The following is a 16287-nucleotide window of genomic DNA, read 5'->3' as shown; positions in this document are numbered from 1 at the left end:
TATTTCATGGCCAATAATACCAGCATACAACAGGTAACCGAACCTGTATATATACTTTCAGCAGATGTAGTATCGCCTCAGGCCTCTTTTGAGCAGATGTTAGAGGCTCCGCTAAATTATACAGGCGACCAGTTAAGTTGTGTTGAGCCTGATTATACGCAATATGTAGATGCGAAGTTGATCCGACGCATGAGCCGGATCATTAAAATGGGTGTTGCGGCTGCTTCTGAGGCTTTGGCTCATGCAAACCAGTCATCGCCCGATGCGATCGTAACGGGCACCGCTTATGGTTGCCTGGCTGATACAGACCAGTTTTTAACAAGGCTGGTAGAATTTAAAGAGACCCTGCTTTCTCCAACTGCCTTTATACAATCAACCCATAATACTGTTGCGGCACAAATAGCGCTGCTGTTGAAGTGCCATAACTATAATAATACCTATGTGCATAAAGGTTCTTCTTTTGAAGCGGCTTTAACCGATGCCATCTCATTATTGGAAGAGGGTGATGCGCAAAATGTGTTGGTGGGCGCGGCTGATGAAATTACCGAAAAGAGTCATGCCATTTTAAAACGCTTTGGTTTATATAAGCAGGACGGAGAAAGTTTACAACTGACTCAAAGCGATAGCAAAGGTACAATGGCCGGAGATGGCGCTGCTTTTTTCGTAGTAAGCAACGAGCCCGATAACGCCCTGGCTCAGTTAACAGGGTTTGCAAACTATTATAAAACAGATAAGCCCGCCCATATATTGATTGAAGATTTTTTGCAGGAACGAGGTGTTGCATTAACTGATATAGACCTGGTGATTGCCGGAAATAATGGAGATATAAGGGAAGATAAACATTATGATGTGTTGAAGCAGTTGATAGGTGCTGACAGATTAACTACTTTCAAACAGTATTGTGGCGAGTACCCAACAGCATCGGCATTTGCATTATGGATGGCGACACATATTATAAAGAAAGGTTCTTTTAACAACAAGCCGGTAAAGCAGCTTTTGGTTTATAATAACTACCTGTTGAATTATCCTACGCTTTATTTGTTGAAGGCATGTTAACCTTCAGGAATACGAATATCGTTTTTGTAGTATTGCTTTCGGCACTTATTGTGTTGGATCTGCAATACGAGGTTCCGGTTCTTTCGTATATCCTGCTCGCCATATCCTACTCGCTAATACTTTTCTATGGCAGCTACTTTGTGCATTCGCAGTTTTATATGAAAGCCATTTGCAAAGCTGATACTGTAGAAAAAAAAATAGCACTAACCTTCGATGACGGACCTTTAAACAACTATACTCCACAGATTTTATCCATACTGGAAGCCTGTAAAGTGAGAGCCACGTTCTTTTGTATCGGTAAAAATGCGGCAATGCATGCTGATCTGTTAAAGCAGGTACATGAGCAGGGACATATTATCGGGTCGCACAGTTATAGCCACGGTTTTTGGTTTGATCTGCTCTCATCGAAAAAAATGGAAGCAGACCTGCAGCAGGCACATCACCTGTTTCAAAATGAATTGGGCTTGAACGTAAAATGGTTCAGGCCGCCTTATGGTGTTACCAATCCCAATCTCAAAAAAGCGGTGGAGCGCATGGGCTATACGGCAATAGGCTGGAATGTACGATCGATGGACACCGTAGCAAAAGATGACCAGGGTTTACTTAACAAACTCAAACAATCACTGAAGCCCGGCGGTATCTTTTTATTTCATGATACAATGGCCGTAACTGTGTCGGTTTTAGCAGACTTTATCATTTATGCACAGCAACAAGGTTATGAGATTACCCCACTGGATAAACTACTAAATTTGCAGCCTTATGCTGATTGAAAATCTTTACACGCTGGATAGTTTTAACGATGATGCGCAGAAAGCCGTAGCATCTGTAACCCTGAATGCTCATCATAAAATTTTTGAAGGACATTTTCCGGGACAACCCGTATTGCCGGGGGTATGCCAGCTGCAAATGGTAAAAGAATTACTGGAAAGGGCAACCAAACAAAAGCTTTTTCTCGCAGAAGCCGCTAATTGTAAGTTTCTTCAAATGATCGATCCTACACAAACCAATGTATTGGTAATTACGATTGATTATAAAAAAGAGGAAGATGCCATAGCCTGCAATGCGGTTATTAAAAGCGGCGATGCTGTTTACTTAAAGATGAACGGAAAGTTTACAGATGCCGGATAGGATGAGCTACTACTTCTTAATCCCACCAATCAGGTGAATCACCATATTATCTTCCATCTCCTGCGCGGTATGTGTTTTAGCGCTTCTTTGCCAAAACTCCAGTCCCCGAACCGAAGAAAGAATATTCAATACTACTACATAAGGCATTAAAGACTTCAACTCACCTTTTTGAATGCCGGCCTCTACAATGGCTTCCATTCTTTTTACATAATCGCGGCGGTTAGTAGCAAAGTGTACAAGTTTATCTCCTTCGAGGTGCATCCACTGGCTTACCATAACGGAGTACTCCTCAAAGCGATTCATCATCATTTTAGTATGAAAGCGTATCAGCGATTCGATCTTTTCGAGTGAAGTACTGTTTGATTTTTCAAGGTTGTCGAGATGTACTTTACATTCTTCGGAAACACCGTCTACAATCTCTTCCAGTATTTGTGCTTTAGACTGAATATGATTATACAAACTGGCGGCTTCTATGCCAATCTTTTCAGCAAGATCACGCATCGAGCTGGCAGCAAAACCTCTTTCGCGGAACATTGCGGCTGCCGTCGTTAGAATAAGCTCCTTCTTTGCAGATTTTTTTCTCGCCATCATACCCATAATCCAAAGCTATGTTATTTTATTGTAATCTTCTTCAACTACTCCAGCCATAGCGCATGTCTTTACGCCACACTCAGCGGAATAATAAGATGCCACCTTCTACAGGTGAACCATTGCCTTAATAACCCCTGTTTTAGGGTCAAGCCATGATTCGAAGTTATCTTTTACTTCGTCAAAAGATACCGTATGTGTTATGTAGGTCTTTGGATTTACCAAGCCGGCCTTCATACTTTTGATCACATGTTCAAAGTCTTCACGTGTTGCATTACGGCTGCTCATCAATGTGGTTTCCCGTTTATGAAACTCAGGGTGACTAAAAGAGAAAGGTTCCTTTTGTAATCCTATCAATACATAATTACCACCATGTGCCAGGTAATTAATGGCATTATTAATCGCCCGGAGGTTACCGGTAGCATCGATTACCGCAGTGGGCATATCGCCTTCGGTAATTTCTCTTAACTGGTCGGCTACATTACTGTCCGTCGCATTTACCGTCGCATATACATTCAGGTGTTTGCGACAAAACTCCAGGCGTGCTTCGTTCACATCCAGAGCAATAACTTTAGCACCTGCAATACGCGCAAACTCCATCGTACCTAAACCAATTGGGCCGGCGCCTATCACCAGCACATAATCCCCCAGTTGCACATCGGCACGCCTTACCCCATGTGCACCAATGGCTAATGGCTCTACCAGGGCCAGTTCATCAAAGCTGAGGCCCTCTCCGTGTAAAAGATATTGAGAAGGAACAGAAATGTATTCTTTCATGCCTCCGTCAATATGTACTCCAAATACTTTTATATTAGTGCAGCAGTTGGGCTTGCCACGGCGGCAGGCAATACAGGTGCCACAACTAAAATAAGGAATAATTGAAACGGCTTCTCCTTTTTCAAAACCAGGTGCATTATCAAAATCTACCAGTTCGCCTGAAAGCTCATGACCCAAAATACGGGGGTAATTGAAAAATGGCTGTGTACCTTCATAAGCATGAAGATCGGTGCCGCATATACCGATTCTTTTTATTTTGATCAATGCATGATTGGCCTGTAATTCCGGCTGCGGGATATCTGCATATTCAAATTGGCCGGGCAATGTACATATTAATGTTTTCATCTTCTATAAATGCGGATAATTAATATCTATAAGTTGTTCTTCCTTCATTCGCTGCCAGAACGCTGCGGGTATTTCGGCATTTGCCATTTCTATATTATGCTGTACTCTCTTAGGGTTACTGCTGTTTAAGGCAATACTTTTTACGCCCGGAACATGCAAACCAAAATAAATGGCTGCGGCGGGCGGCTCGATGTTATACTCGGCACACAGGCTATTGAACTTATCACGCCAATGGTAATAATGCTGATGCCCGGGGTTGTTACGATCAAGCTGTGTATAATTAAAGTAATCGCTGCCCATTAAAAAGCCGCCATGAAAAACGGCAGAGTTAATTACAGATATGTTTTGCTGATGCAGGCTGGCTACAAAATCAACCAGTTCTTTGGGATGATGGTAGATGGTATAACTATTGGCAATCATCACCCAGTCTAATGATACATCTTTGGCAATTTTCTCAATAGAACGCCAGTCTTTAGCGCCAATACCCACACCGGCAACAACGCCTTTACTCTTTAAATCCGTTAAAGCTCTGTAGGCTTCCAAAATGTCGTCATATCTTTTCTGGTAATCGCTTTCGCTGGTAGCTGCAGCCAAGTACTCGTCCGGATCGTGAACCGATACCAGTTGAGCAGCGTAATTCCCCAGCAACTCATTTCCTTCTTCAAAACATCTTAATATACCATTGTAGCTGATCTGCTGTTCGGCGTCATGCTTCAAATTATGCCATATCCCTTTTTCGAAAGTGGGCTCGGGTGTAACAAGAGGCTTTCTCACCCAGGCCAGTTTATTACTGATCAATACTTTGTTTTGGGGTATTCCCAACTCCTTTAAACACTTTCCCAAAGATTCCAGGGCCAGCCCCGCCCCATATTTACCCGCACTGTCAAAAAGAGGAGTATCTGTAGAAGCCTGGATATACGCCTTTACAATTTCCCGCTTATCCTCGTGTGCCATTTCTTTGTAAAGATTTCCCAGCAAACTGGTTCCGGAAATCACTTTGGGTAGTTGTAGCTGCATATTATTAATGAAATAAGAATTTTATTAAGCCAGGAGCTTATTAATAAAGGGGCATAAAGATAAATGCATTCGGGTATTGAACATAACATTCACTAAATAAAAGCGTTTTTATAACAAATCCCGCCTTAATTTGCCGGAGGGTTATTTTCAAAAAATCGTCTGTTAAATCAGGCGATAATTTAAACATAAAGCGTATGAAAACAAAGTTGGTATTGATACTGGTATTGGGGTTATCATTCCTGCATAAACAGGAGTTATACGCTCAGTCTTTTGAGGCTTATGAAAAACATCAGTACATCAAAAACAATGATACCTTGCCTTACAGGCTTTTATTACCGGGAGGATACCAAAAGGGTAAAAAATATCCCCTGGTAATTTTTTTACATGGTGCGGGGGAAAGGGGCAATGACAATGAAAAGCAGCTAACACATGGGGGCGCTCTGTTTGTCAGCGCGGAAAACCGGCAGAAATACCCGGCCATAGTGGTATTTCCACAATGCAGTCAAAAATCGTATTGGAGCAATGTAAAGATAGCCGGTAGCGGTACTAACAGGGTATTTGAATTTACTAATGGTGGTAAGCCTACTTTTCCCATGCAGTTGCTGTTAGCGTTAATGAGGGATCTTGATACAAGGTATGGCATAAAGAAGCAACAGGTGTATGTAATGGGACTAAGCATGGGAGGCATGGGCACTTTTGAGTTAGTAAATCGTATGCCCGAAACCTTTGCTGCTGCTATTCCTATTTGCGGGGGCGCCAACACGGCAACCGCAGCCAACCTTAAGGGAACAAAATGGTGGGTCTTTCACGGCGGTAAGGATGATGTAGTATTGCCCAGGTACTCGGAAGAAATGGTTGCAGCTATGAAAAAAAATAAGGTGAATGTTAAGTTTACATTATTTCCTGATGCCAACCATAATAGCTGGGATGCCGCTTTTGCTCAGCCCGATTTGCTGAAATGGCTGTTTAGCCAAAGCAGGAGCCGTTGACATTCGTTAAACAAGTCTCGTTAAAATTAAAAACACGAAGGGAAAACGCATAAAAACATGTTATTTTAGTTAGGAAGGAAAAACTTTTTTAAGTAAATTTGTTATAGTGCTAAGCCGGTATATAATTTGCTATTTATCAATACCCGTTGCCTATAAAAACGAATTGCGTTACGGCCCATTTTGAAATATTTATATTGGAAAAATTTTATTGGAATGAAGAAGTCTACATATAGCTTGATTGGATTAGTGTTATTAGGTGTTGCTGCAACTACTGTAACAGGAGTAATGTGTAAAGTGCGTAATAAAAGAGCTCAACGTCGCCTGAGTGATGCGGCTAATGAAGGTTATGAGACGGCCCATGATATTATTTATCCGGATAATTATTCCCGTAAGGACAAAAAACTACATTACGGGCCCGTATTCTAATCCCGTTTTCCTATTGGCTTTTTTATTAGAGCCATCCGCTCTTGCTAACAACGTTTTTGCACAGTAAAAATATAACGGGGCTATTGTTACATTTGCTTTCATGCGCAAATTCTTTCAATACTTATTAAGAAGACCTATATTATGGTTATCCGATAAGTTTTCTTCGCGTCCGGATAAAGAAAGAATTTACAAAGCCCTGAGTAAGCTGCACGAGGATATTATTACCGAACCGGGTAATAAAGGCGTGGTTATTTCCCTGGATGATTTTGACGGACGGTTTGTTATTTTTTCAGATCAACATAAAGGGAACCGCAATGGCGCCGACGATTTTACCGTGGCCGAGGCCAGTTATATGGCAGCGTTAGAGCATTATGAAAAAAATGACTTTTGCTTTATCAATCTGGGTGATTGTGAGGAGCTTTGGGAAAATCTTTTCTGGCAGGTAAAGAAAGCCTATAAAAAGACTTTTGAACTTGAAGGAAAATTTCTTTCAAAAAAGGCCTTCATCAAAATTTTCGGTAATCATGATCTGTACTGGGCCAACGATCCGCTGGCATCCTTTGAACTGGAAAACATATATCGTCAAAAGATAAAGGTTTACGAGGGTGTTATATTGGCGGGTGAAATCAATAACCATCCTTTACAGATACTGTGTACTCACGGGCACCAGGGTGATGCGAATAGCGATGGAAATTGGTTCACTAAGTTTTTTATTGCCCGTATATGGGCTCCTTTACAGGCCTACCTGCATATCAATCCCAACGAGCCGTCAAATAATGTATATAAAAAGACGCTGCACAACGAAATAATGTACGAGTGGAGCGCTACTCAAAAGAATATGATATTGATAACCGGTCATACGCATCAACCGGTTTTTGAATCGCTTACGCACATAGAGCGGCTGCACCGGCAGATGCGATTTGCGGAGGCGCATAAAGACGAGGCGATGGTTGCAAAGATCAATGAGGAAGTAAAAACCTATCAAAAACGGTTTGATACGCTGGAGGAAGACTATGCGGCCATAAAACCAACCTATTTCAATACAGGCTGCTGCTGTTTTTCCGATGGTGATATCACAGGTATAGAAATAGAAAACGGTTTTATTCGCCTCATTAAATGGCAGAATAAAACCGCAGGTCCGTCAAGAATTGTATTGGAAGAAAAGGCGCTGGCCGATTTGGTTTCCGATACAGGCGACAGAAAAGATGTACCGGCTAAAAAATAAAATTAGCTAAAGATTTACCGGCTTTGGCGTAGGCTTCAGAAATGCGCCAGGCCGTGTCAAAATCAACTCCCATTGCATCACGGCCGGGAGCGTTTTCCACGTTGATTACGGCAACAATATTATCCCGGTTGGCGGTTTCAACAATAGTAACGATGCCGTTAATATATGCATTCTTTCTCCAGGCACCTACGTTAAAACCAGGCTCAATAAAAGTGGTTTGAAAGATCAGGGTGTATTTAGCATTTTTTTCATTTTTTAAGCCGCTTTTTTCTCCAAACTGTTCCAGGAACTGTGGCTCGTAAGCTCTTGAACGGTCTCCCTTCCAGTCTGTAGCCCACTTATCTCCTTTGCCTGCCTCTTTTTTGTTATACTCTTCCGTTTTTTTTGCAACGTACTCCTCCTCATTCTTGAACTTGCCAACAGCAAGACCATCGTATTTAAATTCGATGTTGATGCTTTTTTCTGATTGCAGGGGTGTAAAGTCGCCTTTTGTCTTTTTGATTTTTTGCGCAGAGCCGGCCACACTAATGAATAGGGCAGCTGCCAGCAACAGTTGTTTTGCTTGCATTGGATTTTTTATTTAGGTGTTAAAAAGATGATATGCAAAATTAAACGAAGCGCTGTATCTAAAATGCAGGAGAAACATTAAAATAAGGTTACCTGGATACCAAAATAAAGCTATGCTGTCTTCCCTGGTATTGATTGTAGATAATCACCTGTTCAATTTGTGCCAGGTTATGCTCGTTTTTATAAAAATGAGCGGGAAGGCCCTGATGCTTTAATGCATGGCAGGCCAGCCATAAGGCAAACGAGGAGGCCGTAGGATATTCGCCCGTAAGGTGCTTGAAACGCGCTACCGGTATGGAAGAGCCAATAGCAAATTCGCAGGTAGCATAAGCGGGCAGAAACCTGGAGTCTCCATTCTCACCACTAATGAACAGGGTATGATTGGTATCAGGGACATAAGTATCTAAAAAGCTTTTAAACCTGGCTTCAACCTGCTCTTTATCTGTGCTTTGGAAAGCTTCTATAATAGCTATTCGGCCAAAGGCTGCATCAGCAAGATCATTTACTATAAACATCGCCGCACCTTCTCCGGCAATGGTACCCGGCGATTGGGAGCTGTAAAGGTCCTCGTTCGATTTAATCTTATCGTACCAGCCAGCCAGGTAATCTATGTTGTAGTTATAAGAAGATATTTCATCCACGCCCCCAACCAGGTATTGAGTGCCTGGTTTTTCCAAAAGGCTCATTTGGGCATCTATCAATGCATTTTCAAAGGCCAGGCCATTATGAACATGGGTGGCATTGTAGGTTCTGTTTTTAGTGATCAAACTAAGCTGCCCGGCAATGGCATTGGGTGTGCTTTGTACAAAGTTGGCAGGAGTTAGCAGCCCTTCATCATAATCAATGATCTGGTTTAAAAACCGGATACAGTCTTCCATTCCGCCGTTAGCCGTACCAATAATAATTCCATCAACACTTTTTTCTTTAATTAAGGGCAGTCCTGCGCCCATGCCTATACGTACAGCTTTGCTCATGCGACGCAACATAGATGGGGGAATACCTTGCAGCTGGGGCTCTATAGCCAGCAGCTTTCCTTCCAAAGAAGGGTTTATTATTTCTAAATCAACAACACCGTTGGTTTGCTGTGGCGAAATACAAATGTGTTGATGGATGTACATATGCAATGTTTGATTGAAATATTTATATGGCGATGTACCCGCAATAAACTTATAACACGGGGTTACAGTTTTGAAAAAATCAGGGAAGTACAGTTGCCACCGAAGCCAAACGAATTAGACATTACGTGGTTTAAGGCACGCTGTGCATATTGTGTTACAGGCTTAAGGCCGGTAGCGCCGATAGGATCTTTGAAATGTAAGGATGGATACACTTCCTGATGTTGCAGGCTTAAAATACTGTATACGGCCTCAACTGCACCTGCCGCACCCAAGGTATGGCCTGTATATGATTTAGTGCTGGCAAAAGCCGGAGCCTGGTCGAATAAGCGAAGCATGGCAGCACTCTCTGTTTCGTCATTATTTTCTGTTGCGGTGCCATGTGCATTGATAAAATTGATATCTGCCGGTGACAAACCTGCCATATCCAGAGCACCCTTCATGCTTAAGTAGGGACCCTCTCCCTCCGCAGAAGTTGAGGATGGGTGAAAGGCATCATTACTGTTGCTATAACCCTTTACTTCTGCATAAACTTTTTTCCCGGTAGCGTCTTCCTCTCTTTCTAATATGAGAAAGGCTGCGCCCTCGCCCAGGTTCAGGCCTTTTCTTTCCGAATCAAAGGGCCTGCATGGCTCGCCGGATAAGATCATCAAAGCGTTAAAGCCGTTCACCGTGTACTTAGACAGGCTATCAACGCCTCCGGCAATTACCTTTTTTGCCATCCCGTTTTTCAACAACCGCGCGCCATACATAATGGCGTTGGCAGAAGATGAGCAGGCTGTATTGAAGGTATTAACGAGACCGCCTATATTAAAATGACGTTGTAAAAAACTGGTATTAGCGCTATTGGAATAAGAGGTAAGATAAGGAGAGTTGCTAATGCCGGTAGCGTTGGCGTCGGCGTACATCTCGTCGGTAAGGCACATGCCTCCAACCGTACTGCCACCAATCAAAGCAGTGTCGCTGGCCCGCAAGTCTTCTTTTGATAAGTTTGCATCTGTAATAGCCAGCTTTGCTGCGTGCAGCGCTAAAAGATCGGTCCTGGTGGCTGTATTATTTTCAAAACCTAATTTTTCTGCCAACTGTTCTGTTGACAAGCCAATTTCACCAAATGGTAATTGCGCTGCATATCTGCTATTAAAGAAGCGGGCTTTGCCAATACCGGTTTTTGCATGAATGAGCGCATCACGATTTTCATCAGCTGTTTCGCCAATGGCAGTAATAATACCAATGCCGGTTACCACTATTCGGCTCACGAGGGACTTTTTTTATTTAGTACGATGCTGCTCAATGTAATCCACCATCGTATTTACATTGGTCAATATTTTTCTGCCTTCTTTAGGATCCTGGATATTGATGCCATATTCGCGGGAAAGCATAACAATCAGTTCAATCGAATCTATAGAGTCTAGCCCTAATCCTTCTCCAAACAATGCCTCATCGTCTTTAATATCTGCCGGGTTCACGGTGTTAAGGTTCAAAAACTTAACAATTTGCTCCTTCACCTGTTGTTTCAACGCTTCTTTTTCCATGTTACTTTTTTAAAAGTATTAAGCTTCAAAAATAATGACTTCAGCACAAATTTGTCAATTTATTAATGGAATGAGCCAATCTCAATAGTAACATTAAAAGCATCGCTTTGCAGATTCAAACAGGGCTCTTCCGGTTGATTTCGCCTGGCCTTTTACATTTGTATGCCACGCTTCAACAACTATGAAGTAATTTTGTTTTTTTTAAAAGAAGTTGTCGTGCGTAAAAAGACTATTTATTACATCGTTTTCTTTGTAGCCCTGTCCGTGGTATTTTATGGTATTATTTCCTGGTTTATACCGGGTTATAACGACAGGAAGCTGGAACCTATCAGCAAGGTTGCCCGGTTTCAGTTCACCAACCAGGATGGCCAGGCAGTTACCAACCAGGATGTTGATGGGAAAGTATATGTAGCCGAGTTTTTCTTCACAACCTGTCCCGGGATTTGCCCAATGATGAATGATAATATGAAGCAGGTGTATGAAAAATTTAAAAATGAACCCGATTTTCGAATTCTGTCTTATACCTGCGACCCCAAAACAGATTCAGCAGCCCGGCTTAAAGTGTATGCCGACTCTATGAAAGTAGATACACAGAAATGGATATTTCTTACCGGCAGAAAAGATAGCCTCTATAAAATGGCGCGATTCAGCTATTCAATCGATGATCCTAAAAATAACCTGGCTAATATTGATGATGATTTTTTGCATAGCCAGTTTTGGGCGTTGGTAAACCGCAAGGGCGAGGTGATGGCTATTTATGATGGACTGGAAAAGCGGGAAATAAACGGTCTGATGAAAGATATTGAAAAAGAACTCAAAAACTTGTAAGCGGAATGAGGTCAATAGAAAATATACTGAAGGCTAATAAACTAAGTGTAACAGCTGGCCGGCAGAAAATATTACAACTTTTTCTGAACAGCGGTGGAGCCCTGGCGCATGCCGATATAGAGAAAAATGCCGGTGAGCATTTTGACCGGGTAACTATTTACAGAACCCTGCAGGCTTTTGTAGAAAAAGGACTGATTCATACCATTCCTACTTCTGATAATTCTATTAAATACGCCCTTTGCAAAGATGATTGTGGCGAAGGCCATCATCACGATCACCATGTGCACTTCGTTTGTAATATTTGTAATAACACATTTTGCCTGGATGGCGTAGTAACACCTAAGGTTGATTTGCCCGACGGGTATCAATCGGCTGAGCTTGAAGTAGTTGCAAAGGGTGTGTGCAAAAGTTGCGGCAAGTTATCCAAAAAAAAGCCCTGATGTAGAAACATCAGGACTTTTGATTAATGTTTTGATTAGGGATCTAAATTAGAAGCTTTTTGCAAAAAATCCAAAAAAAATCCTTTTTTATTGATACGAAGCAAGCGCTATTCTTTTTTACCGCCTACCAGTGAATAAAGTATGGATGATCCCAGTGATAATAAAATGCTGAAAGCTAACGCCCACCAAAAGCCGTCAACGTACACCCCCTTAAAAAAGTTCGCTGCTAACAATACCATGAATGCGTTAATAACCAATAAAAAAAGGCCTAGCGTAAAAACGGTAACCGGTATAGTTAAAATAACCAGGATGGGTTTTACCACCGCATTCAATAATGCCAGCACCAATGCAAATAATGCCGCGGTTTTCATATCTACAATCCTAACACCACTTAAAATATTCTGTAAAAGGTAAGCAATGAGACCAGTAATCAGCACTTTTAGTATAAAATTCATTTGAGCTCCCGATTTTTTTGTAGAGTATAAAGATAAACACTAATACGCTATTAATTAAACCCTTTGTTAAATACTCACGGCTTTTTATAAAAACGAAGCAGGTATTTAAACTTACAAATACATTTGCATATGCGGCGTAAAATCATCTACATCGTTAATCCTGTTTCGGGCACCAGTTCGAAAGATAGCGTTCAAAATACTATTGCCGCAGAAACTTTGAAGTCGGGCATACCATTTCAATTTTTTCCTTCTGTAGCTAATGGGGATTACTCCTTCCTGGAAGAGATGATCGTTACAGAAAAAATAACGGACATTGTTATTGTAGGGGGAGACGGTACCGTAAGCCAGGTAGTTGACAGCCTGATGAAGCTGCCGGTACAATTTGGAATTGTGCCCTGTGGGTCAGGAAACGGACTGGCTTTTGGTGCAGGCATTCCTAAAACTATAAAAAAGGCGCTTGAGGTTATATTTAATAACCATTCGCAGTGGGTGGATGGCTTCAGGATCAATAACCGGTTTGCCTGCATGCTTTGTGGCATTGGCTTTGATGGCCAGGTAGCGCATGATTTTGCCAAAGCTAACCAGCGCGGATTGGCAACTTATGTAAAAAAGGTTTTCAGCAATTTCTTTACAGCCTCTCCTTATTCTTTCAAAATAAAATTAAACAACAAAATATTTACTACTGAAGCATATTTTATCAGCATTGCCAACAGCAACCAGTTTGGTAATAATTTTACGATTGCTCCCAAAGCCAGCCTTACAGATGGAAAAGTTGATGTGGTGATTGTTACGGATCAATCCAAACTCACGTTGTTATATAATACCTTTATGCAGGTAGGAGGCTTAAACGGGCTTCAGAAAAAGGAGAACATTAACGAAAATAAAAGCGTTATCTATTTTCAGACAAGTGAAATACGCATCAGCAATTATGGCGAAGCTCCCATGCATATTGATGGTGAACCAGTTGAAACGGAGAAAAAAATTCATATAGAAGTACAGCCCAGCTGTTTTAAATTGCTGACCAGTAAAGGCGGTTTATGATGGAAGAATTAGTAAGATTGGAAAACTGTTTTAGGCCCGAGCTTGCAGATGCGGGTTGTGATGAGGCCGGACGGGGCTGCTATGCCGGACCTGTTTTTGCTGCTGCGGTTATTTTACCGGCCGGATTTTATCATCCACTGCTCAATGACAGCAAGCAGGTAAAAGCCGCTGACCGGGAGATTTTGAGAGACTATATTGAAAAGCAGGCTTTGGCTTTTAGCGTTGCCATGGTAGATGTAGAAGAGATCGATACCATCAATATTCTGAAAGCATCGCAAAAAGCGATGCACCTGGCCCTGGACAACCTATCTGTTACACCACAATTTGTATCGGTAGACGGTAATTATTTTATACCTTACAAAGCGCTGCCGCACCAATGTATTATCAAGGGCGATGGTAAGTATGCTCATATTGCGGCAGCCAGTATTTTGGCAAAAACTTACAGGGACCAATACATGCGCAATTTACACGAAAGCTATCCACACTACAACTGGTTCTCAAATAAGGGATATGGCACCCTGGAGCACCGGCTTGCCATCGACAGCCACGGAATAACCATTCATCATCGTAAAAGCTTTAAGATCACATCCCCGCAATTGGAGATTTTTGAACAGGAGGGTAATCCCTAATTCTTGGGATAACGCGGGTAAAAAGCGAAATAATTTTTAATTTTAAGACTGTTTTTACCCTATCAAAATCATAAAAAAATATACGGATGAAAAAAATGTTTTTATTAATGGGAGTAGTTTTGGCATTGGGGCTGCAATCCTACGCACAAAGTAGTACTACCAAGTCTGCTAAAAAGGTGGAAAGTGAAGACAAGTCAGAAAAGTCTGCGAAAGCGTCTTCAGATAAAAAGGAAACTGCTGAAGAACGCGATGAAAGAAGGAAAGAGGACATGCGCAGGTTTGGCCGTTCCCAGGCAGATTTCTGGAAAAAGGAGCATGAAAAGCAGGTAGCAAAAAAAGAAGCCAGGGAGGGCGGTAGCACCGGAAAAGCGAAAGCAAAGGACGACAGTGGCGATAGATCAGAAGCAAGATCTGAGGGTCCGAAAAAACCACCACCACCACCTAACCCTTTTAAAAAGAAAAAAAATATAGAAGATGAGGATGAAAAAGCATCCAATGTTAAAGAAGAAAAAAAAGATGAGGATGGTCCGCGAAAACCTCCTAATCCTTTCAAAAAGAAAAAGAAAGAATCAACAGAAGAGGAATAAAAAAAGTTTAGAGACCCTTGCATTGCAGGGGTTTTTTGTTGCACAGAACTTTTTAAAATCCTATAAAAAAGCAAAACCGCGAGTTTGATGCAACCAGTTGTTGCTGCATAAAGTCAAATAATTAACAGATGGGCGATGCGCATGGCACAACATTTGAAAACTAGAAGATTGTTGAATCAAAAATCAATTTTATGAAGAAGATCGTTGTAATCTTATCAGTGGTTTTATTTACATTAATTAATAGCGACGCCTTTTCGCAGCGACTGCCGCCGAGGCCACCGCATCCGCATCATCCACCTCATTACAGGGGCCATGTGGTTAAAAAGAAATATGTAAAACATCCCCGGAAATCAAAGCATTATTATGCAAAAAACAGCCGGTATCGCAAGTCGCATGTAAGAAGGCATTATGGGGTAGCCAAGCACCGCCCTCCATTGCCTCCACGTCCGCCGCTGCCACCACGCCCACCGTTACCGCCGCGGCCGTAACTACAAAGAATATATTTATAACACCGGCAACCCAATGCCGGTGTTTTTCTTTTAGCGAGGGAAATTCATTTTAAGAGCTAATCTCAAGTTTATATCCTTTACCGCGTATAACAGTAATTTTTATACGGGCGTCAGGTTCGAGCTTTTTTCTAAGCTTTGATATAAACATATCCAGGCTGCGCCCAACAATAACGCCTTCATCTTCCCATATTTCTTTCTGCAGCCGGCTCCTTTCAATGGTTTCATTGGGAGACATTGCAAAAATGGAAAGTAGCCGGGTTTCTGTTCCGGTCAGATCGATTGTTTTTTCATTGATGATAAGTTTCCGGTTCTTCGCATCGAATAATACCGGGCCTAATGTCAATATATCGGTATCCTTAATCTCTGGCAACATTTTTCTACGCTTAACAGATCTCAGAAAAATAAAGCCAACAAAGGCTAAAACCGGCAGACCACCCCAAATGGATACTTTCTTAACGGTGTTTATGCTCGTTGGTTTAAATTTAATGTCCATCATGTACCGGGCTGTTGGCTGTTTTCTTCCCGAGCATGCTATTACGTCGTCTTTTTTATCGGAGGATATAGCGAATCCATAGGCTATACTGGCGTTGCTGCAATTGAGCACATTAACAATATAGTCCCCGGTAAGCGGGTCTTTGGCCAGTAAATGCCGGGTAGTGTTCACGAGGGACTCTGGCTGAAAGGTAAAAGCATTTTCAAAGCTGATCCGGTATTCATTCGCTCCGATCTTTTCTACCGGAAGTACTCTTGATACACTATCTCCCGACTGCAAAAGTATTTCATGTCCGATCCTTCGGAGCAGAACTTCCCTTCTGGCTATATCAAAATTGTCGCTGTCTGCCATCGTAAAAGCCAGGCAGATTACAGAAATAAATGAAACTAGTATCAACCCGAACAGGTACTTGCGTTTCCCGGTAAGGAGATTTCGGCTATTGAACATAGCATTTACAATTTATTTACAAAGGTTACATTTTTATTTACAATCCTGATTCACAAGCAGAAAAACACGAGGTTAATTTCGTTGAAATCAATT

Annotated in this window: 21 protein-coding genes; 12 read left to right on the top strand and 9 right to left on the bottom strand. The window is 41.8% G+C overall.

The features are described 5' to 3' along the window. Positions 1-6: 6 nt before the first annotated feature. From ACLOAU_RS05915 to ACLOAU_RS05905, 3 genes are read left to right on the top strand one after another with little or no spacing between them, the layout of a single operon-like run. Positions 7-1056: a beta-ketoacyl synthase N-terminal-like domain-containing protein gene (locus ACLOAU_RS05915; protein ID WP_427860933.1), complete on the top strand. Its 1050-nt coding sequence runs from the start codon at positions 7-9 to the stop codon at positions 1054-1056. Continuing rightward, complete coding sequence (locus tag ACLOAU_RS05910; RefSeq protein ID WP_427860932.1) at positions 1050-1826, top strand: polysaccharide deacetylase family protein; 777 nt, start codon at positions 1050-1052, stop codon at positions 1824-1826. Before ACLOAU_RS05915 ends, ACLOAU_RS05910 begins: the two co-directional genes overlap by 7 nt. Then, positions 1816-2184 (top strand): ApeI family dehydratase, encoded by a 369-nt coding sequence (locus tag ACLOAU_RS05905; protein ID WP_427860931.1) that lies wholly within the window; start codon positions 1816-1818, stop codon positions 2182-2184. Before ACLOAU_RS05910 ends, ACLOAU_RS05905 begins: the two co-directional genes overlap by 11 nt. Before the next feature lie 9 nt (positions 2185-2193). Here ACLOAU_RS05905 and ACLOAU_RS05900 read toward each other — a convergent pair whose 3' ends face one another. The 3 genes from ACLOAU_RS05900 to ACLOAU_RS05890 form a co-directional block, all read right to left on the bottom strand. Beyond that, complete coding sequence (locus ACLOAU_RS05900; protein WP_427860930.1) at positions 2194-2775, bottom strand: TetR/AcrR family transcriptional regulator; 582 nt, start codon at positions 2773-2775, stop codon at positions 2194-2196. Positions 2776-2880: 105 nt separating this feature from the next. Then, the gene (locus ACLOAU_RS05895) at positions 2881-3894 is read right to left on the bottom strand and encodes a zinc-binding alcohol dehydrogenase family protein (RefSeq protein WP_427860929.1); all 1014 of its coding nucleotides are present in this window, start codon (positions 3892-3894) and stop codon (positions 2881-2883) included. 3 nt (positions 3895-3897) lie between these two features. Beyond that, positions 3898-4911 carry an aldo/keto reductase gene (locus ACLOAU_RS05890; protein WP_427860928.1) on the bottom strand — a complete coding sequence of 338 codons (1014 nt, stop codon included), beginning with the start codon at positions 4909-4911 and terminating at the stop codon, positions 3898-3900. Between the two features lie 194 nt (positions 4912-5105). On the opposite strand from ACLOAU_RS05890, the gene ACLOAU_RS05885 reads away from it, so the two are divergent. The 3 genes from ACLOAU_RS05885 to ACLOAU_RS05875 all read left to right on the top strand — a co-directional run bounded on the left by ACLOAU_RS05885 (position 5106) and on the right by ACLOAU_RS05875 (position 7551). Then, positions 5106-5900: a carboxylesterase family protein gene (locus ACLOAU_RS05885; RefSeq protein WP_427860927.1), complete on the top strand. Its 795-nt coding sequence runs from the start codon at positions 5106-5108 to the stop codon at positions 5898-5900. A gap of 213 nt (positions 5901-6113) precedes the next feature. After that, a complete protein-coding gene (locus ACLOAU_RS05880) occupies positions 6114-6326 on the top strand; it encodes a hypothetical protein (protein WP_427860926.1) in 213 nt (70 codons plus the stop codon). Positions 6327-6426: 100 nt separating this feature from the next. Then, positions 6427-7551 (top strand): metallophosphoesterase, encoded by a 1125-nt coding sequence (locus tag ACLOAU_RS05875; RefSeq protein ID WP_427860925.1) that lies wholly within the window; start codon positions 6427-6429, stop codon positions 7549-7551. On the opposite strand, the gene ACLOAU_RS05870 is transcribed toward ACLOAU_RS05875, so the two are convergent. From ACLOAU_RS05870 to ACLOAU_RS05855, 4 genes are all read right to left on the bottom strand, one after another. After that, positions 7541-8119 (bottom strand): hypothetical protein, encoded by a 579-nt coding sequence (locus tag ACLOAU_RS05870; protein WP_427860924.1) that lies wholly within the window; start codon positions 8117-8119, stop codon positions 7541-7543. The two genes, ACLOAU_RS05875 and ACLOAU_RS05870, sit on opposite strands and share 11 nt — an antisense overlap. Positions 8120-8207: 88 nt before the next feature. Beyond that, positions 8208-9236 carry a beta-ketoacyl synthase chain length factor gene (locus tag ACLOAU_RS05865; RefSeq protein WP_427860923.1) on the bottom strand — a complete coding sequence of 343 codons (1029 nt, stop codon included), beginning with the start codon at positions 9234-9236 and terminating at the stop codon, positions 8208-8210. Positions 9237-9298: 62 nt separating this feature from the next. Further along, positions 9299-10489: a beta-ketoacyl-[acyl-carrier-protein] synthase family protein gene (locus tag ACLOAU_RS05860; RefSeq protein ID WP_427860922.1), complete on the bottom strand. Its 1191-nt coding sequence runs from the start codon at positions 10487-10489 to the stop codon at positions 9299-9301. A 12-nt stretch (positions 10490-10501) separates the two neighbouring features. After that, positions 10502-10765 (bottom strand): phosphopantetheine-binding protein, encoded by a 264-nt coding sequence (locus ACLOAU_RS05855; RefSeq protein ID WP_427860921.1) that lies wholly within the window; start codon positions 10763-10765, stop codon positions 10502-10504. Between the two features lie 216 nt (positions 10766-10981). Between ACLOAU_RS05855 and ACLOAU_RS05850 the strand changes: the two genes are divergently transcribed. Together ACLOAU_RS05850 and ACLOAU_RS05845 are read left to right on the top strand one after the other, a co-directional pair. Further along, positions 10982-11593: an SCO family protein gene (locus ACLOAU_RS05850; RefSeq protein ID WP_427860920.1), complete on the top strand. Its 612-nt coding sequence runs from the start codon at positions 10982-10984 to the stop codon at positions 11591-11593. 5 nt (positions 11594-11598) lie between these two features. Beyond that, entirely contained in the window at positions 11599-12033 is a 435-nt protein-coding gene (locus ACLOAU_RS05845; protein ID WP_427860919.1) for a Fur family transcriptional regulator, read from the top strand. Between the two features lie 107 nt (positions 12034-12140). On the opposite strand, the gene ACLOAU_RS05840 is transcribed toward ACLOAU_RS05845, so the two are convergent. After that, positions 12141-12488 (bottom strand): phage holin family protein, encoded by a 348-nt coding sequence (locus ACLOAU_RS05840; protein WP_427860918.1) that lies wholly within the window; start codon positions 12486-12488, stop codon positions 12141-12143. 129 nt (positions 12489-12617) lie between these two features. On the opposite strand from ACLOAU_RS05840, the gene ACLOAU_RS05835 reads away from it, so the two are divergent. The 4 genes from ACLOAU_RS05835 (at position 12618) to ACLOAU_RS05820 (ending at position 15233) form a co-directional block, all read left to right on the top strand. After that, positions 12618-13529, top strand: coding sequence for a diacylglycerol/lipid kinase family protein (locus tag ACLOAU_RS05835; protein WP_427860917.1), 912 nt, complete (start codon positions 12618-12620; stop codon positions 13527-13529). Next, a complete protein-coding gene (gene rnhB, locus ACLOAU_RS05830; RefSeq protein WP_427860916.1) occupies positions 13526-14158 on the top strand; it encodes a ribonuclease HII in 633 nt (210 codons plus the stop codon). The genes ACLOAU_RS05835 and rnhB overlap by 4 nt, the downstream gene beginning before the upstream one ends. 86 nt (positions 14159-14244) lie before the next feature. Beyond that, a complete protein-coding gene (locus ACLOAU_RS05825) occupies positions 14245-14745 on the top strand; it encodes a hypothetical protein (protein ID WP_427860915.1) in 501 nt (166 codons plus the stop codon). Between the two features lie 191 nt (positions 14746-14936). Next, positions 14937-15233 carry a hypothetical protein gene (locus ACLOAU_RS05820; protein ID WP_427860914.1) on the top strand — a complete coding sequence of 99 codons (297 nt, stop codon included), beginning with the start codon at positions 14937-14939 and terminating at the stop codon, positions 15231-15233. Positions 15234-15303: 70 nt separating this feature from the next. Here the strand turns inward: ACLOAU_RS05820 and ACLOAU_RS05815 are convergent, their stop codons facing one another. Beyond that, positions 15304-16194: a winged helix-turn-helix domain-containing protein gene (locus ACLOAU_RS05815; protein ID WP_427860913.1), complete on the bottom strand. Its 891-nt coding sequence runs from the start codon at positions 16192-16194 to the stop codon at positions 15304-15306. Between the last annotated feature and the right edge of the window lie 93 nt (positions 16195-16287).

This window comes from Paraniabella aurantiaca (assembly GCF_050309965.1).
GTDB lineage: Bacteria > Bacteroidota > Bacteroidia > Chitinophagales > Chitinophagaceae > Niabella.
The sequence above is the reverse complement of the archived record's forward strand: the minus strand, read 5'-3'. Positions and strand labels throughout refer to the sequence as shown.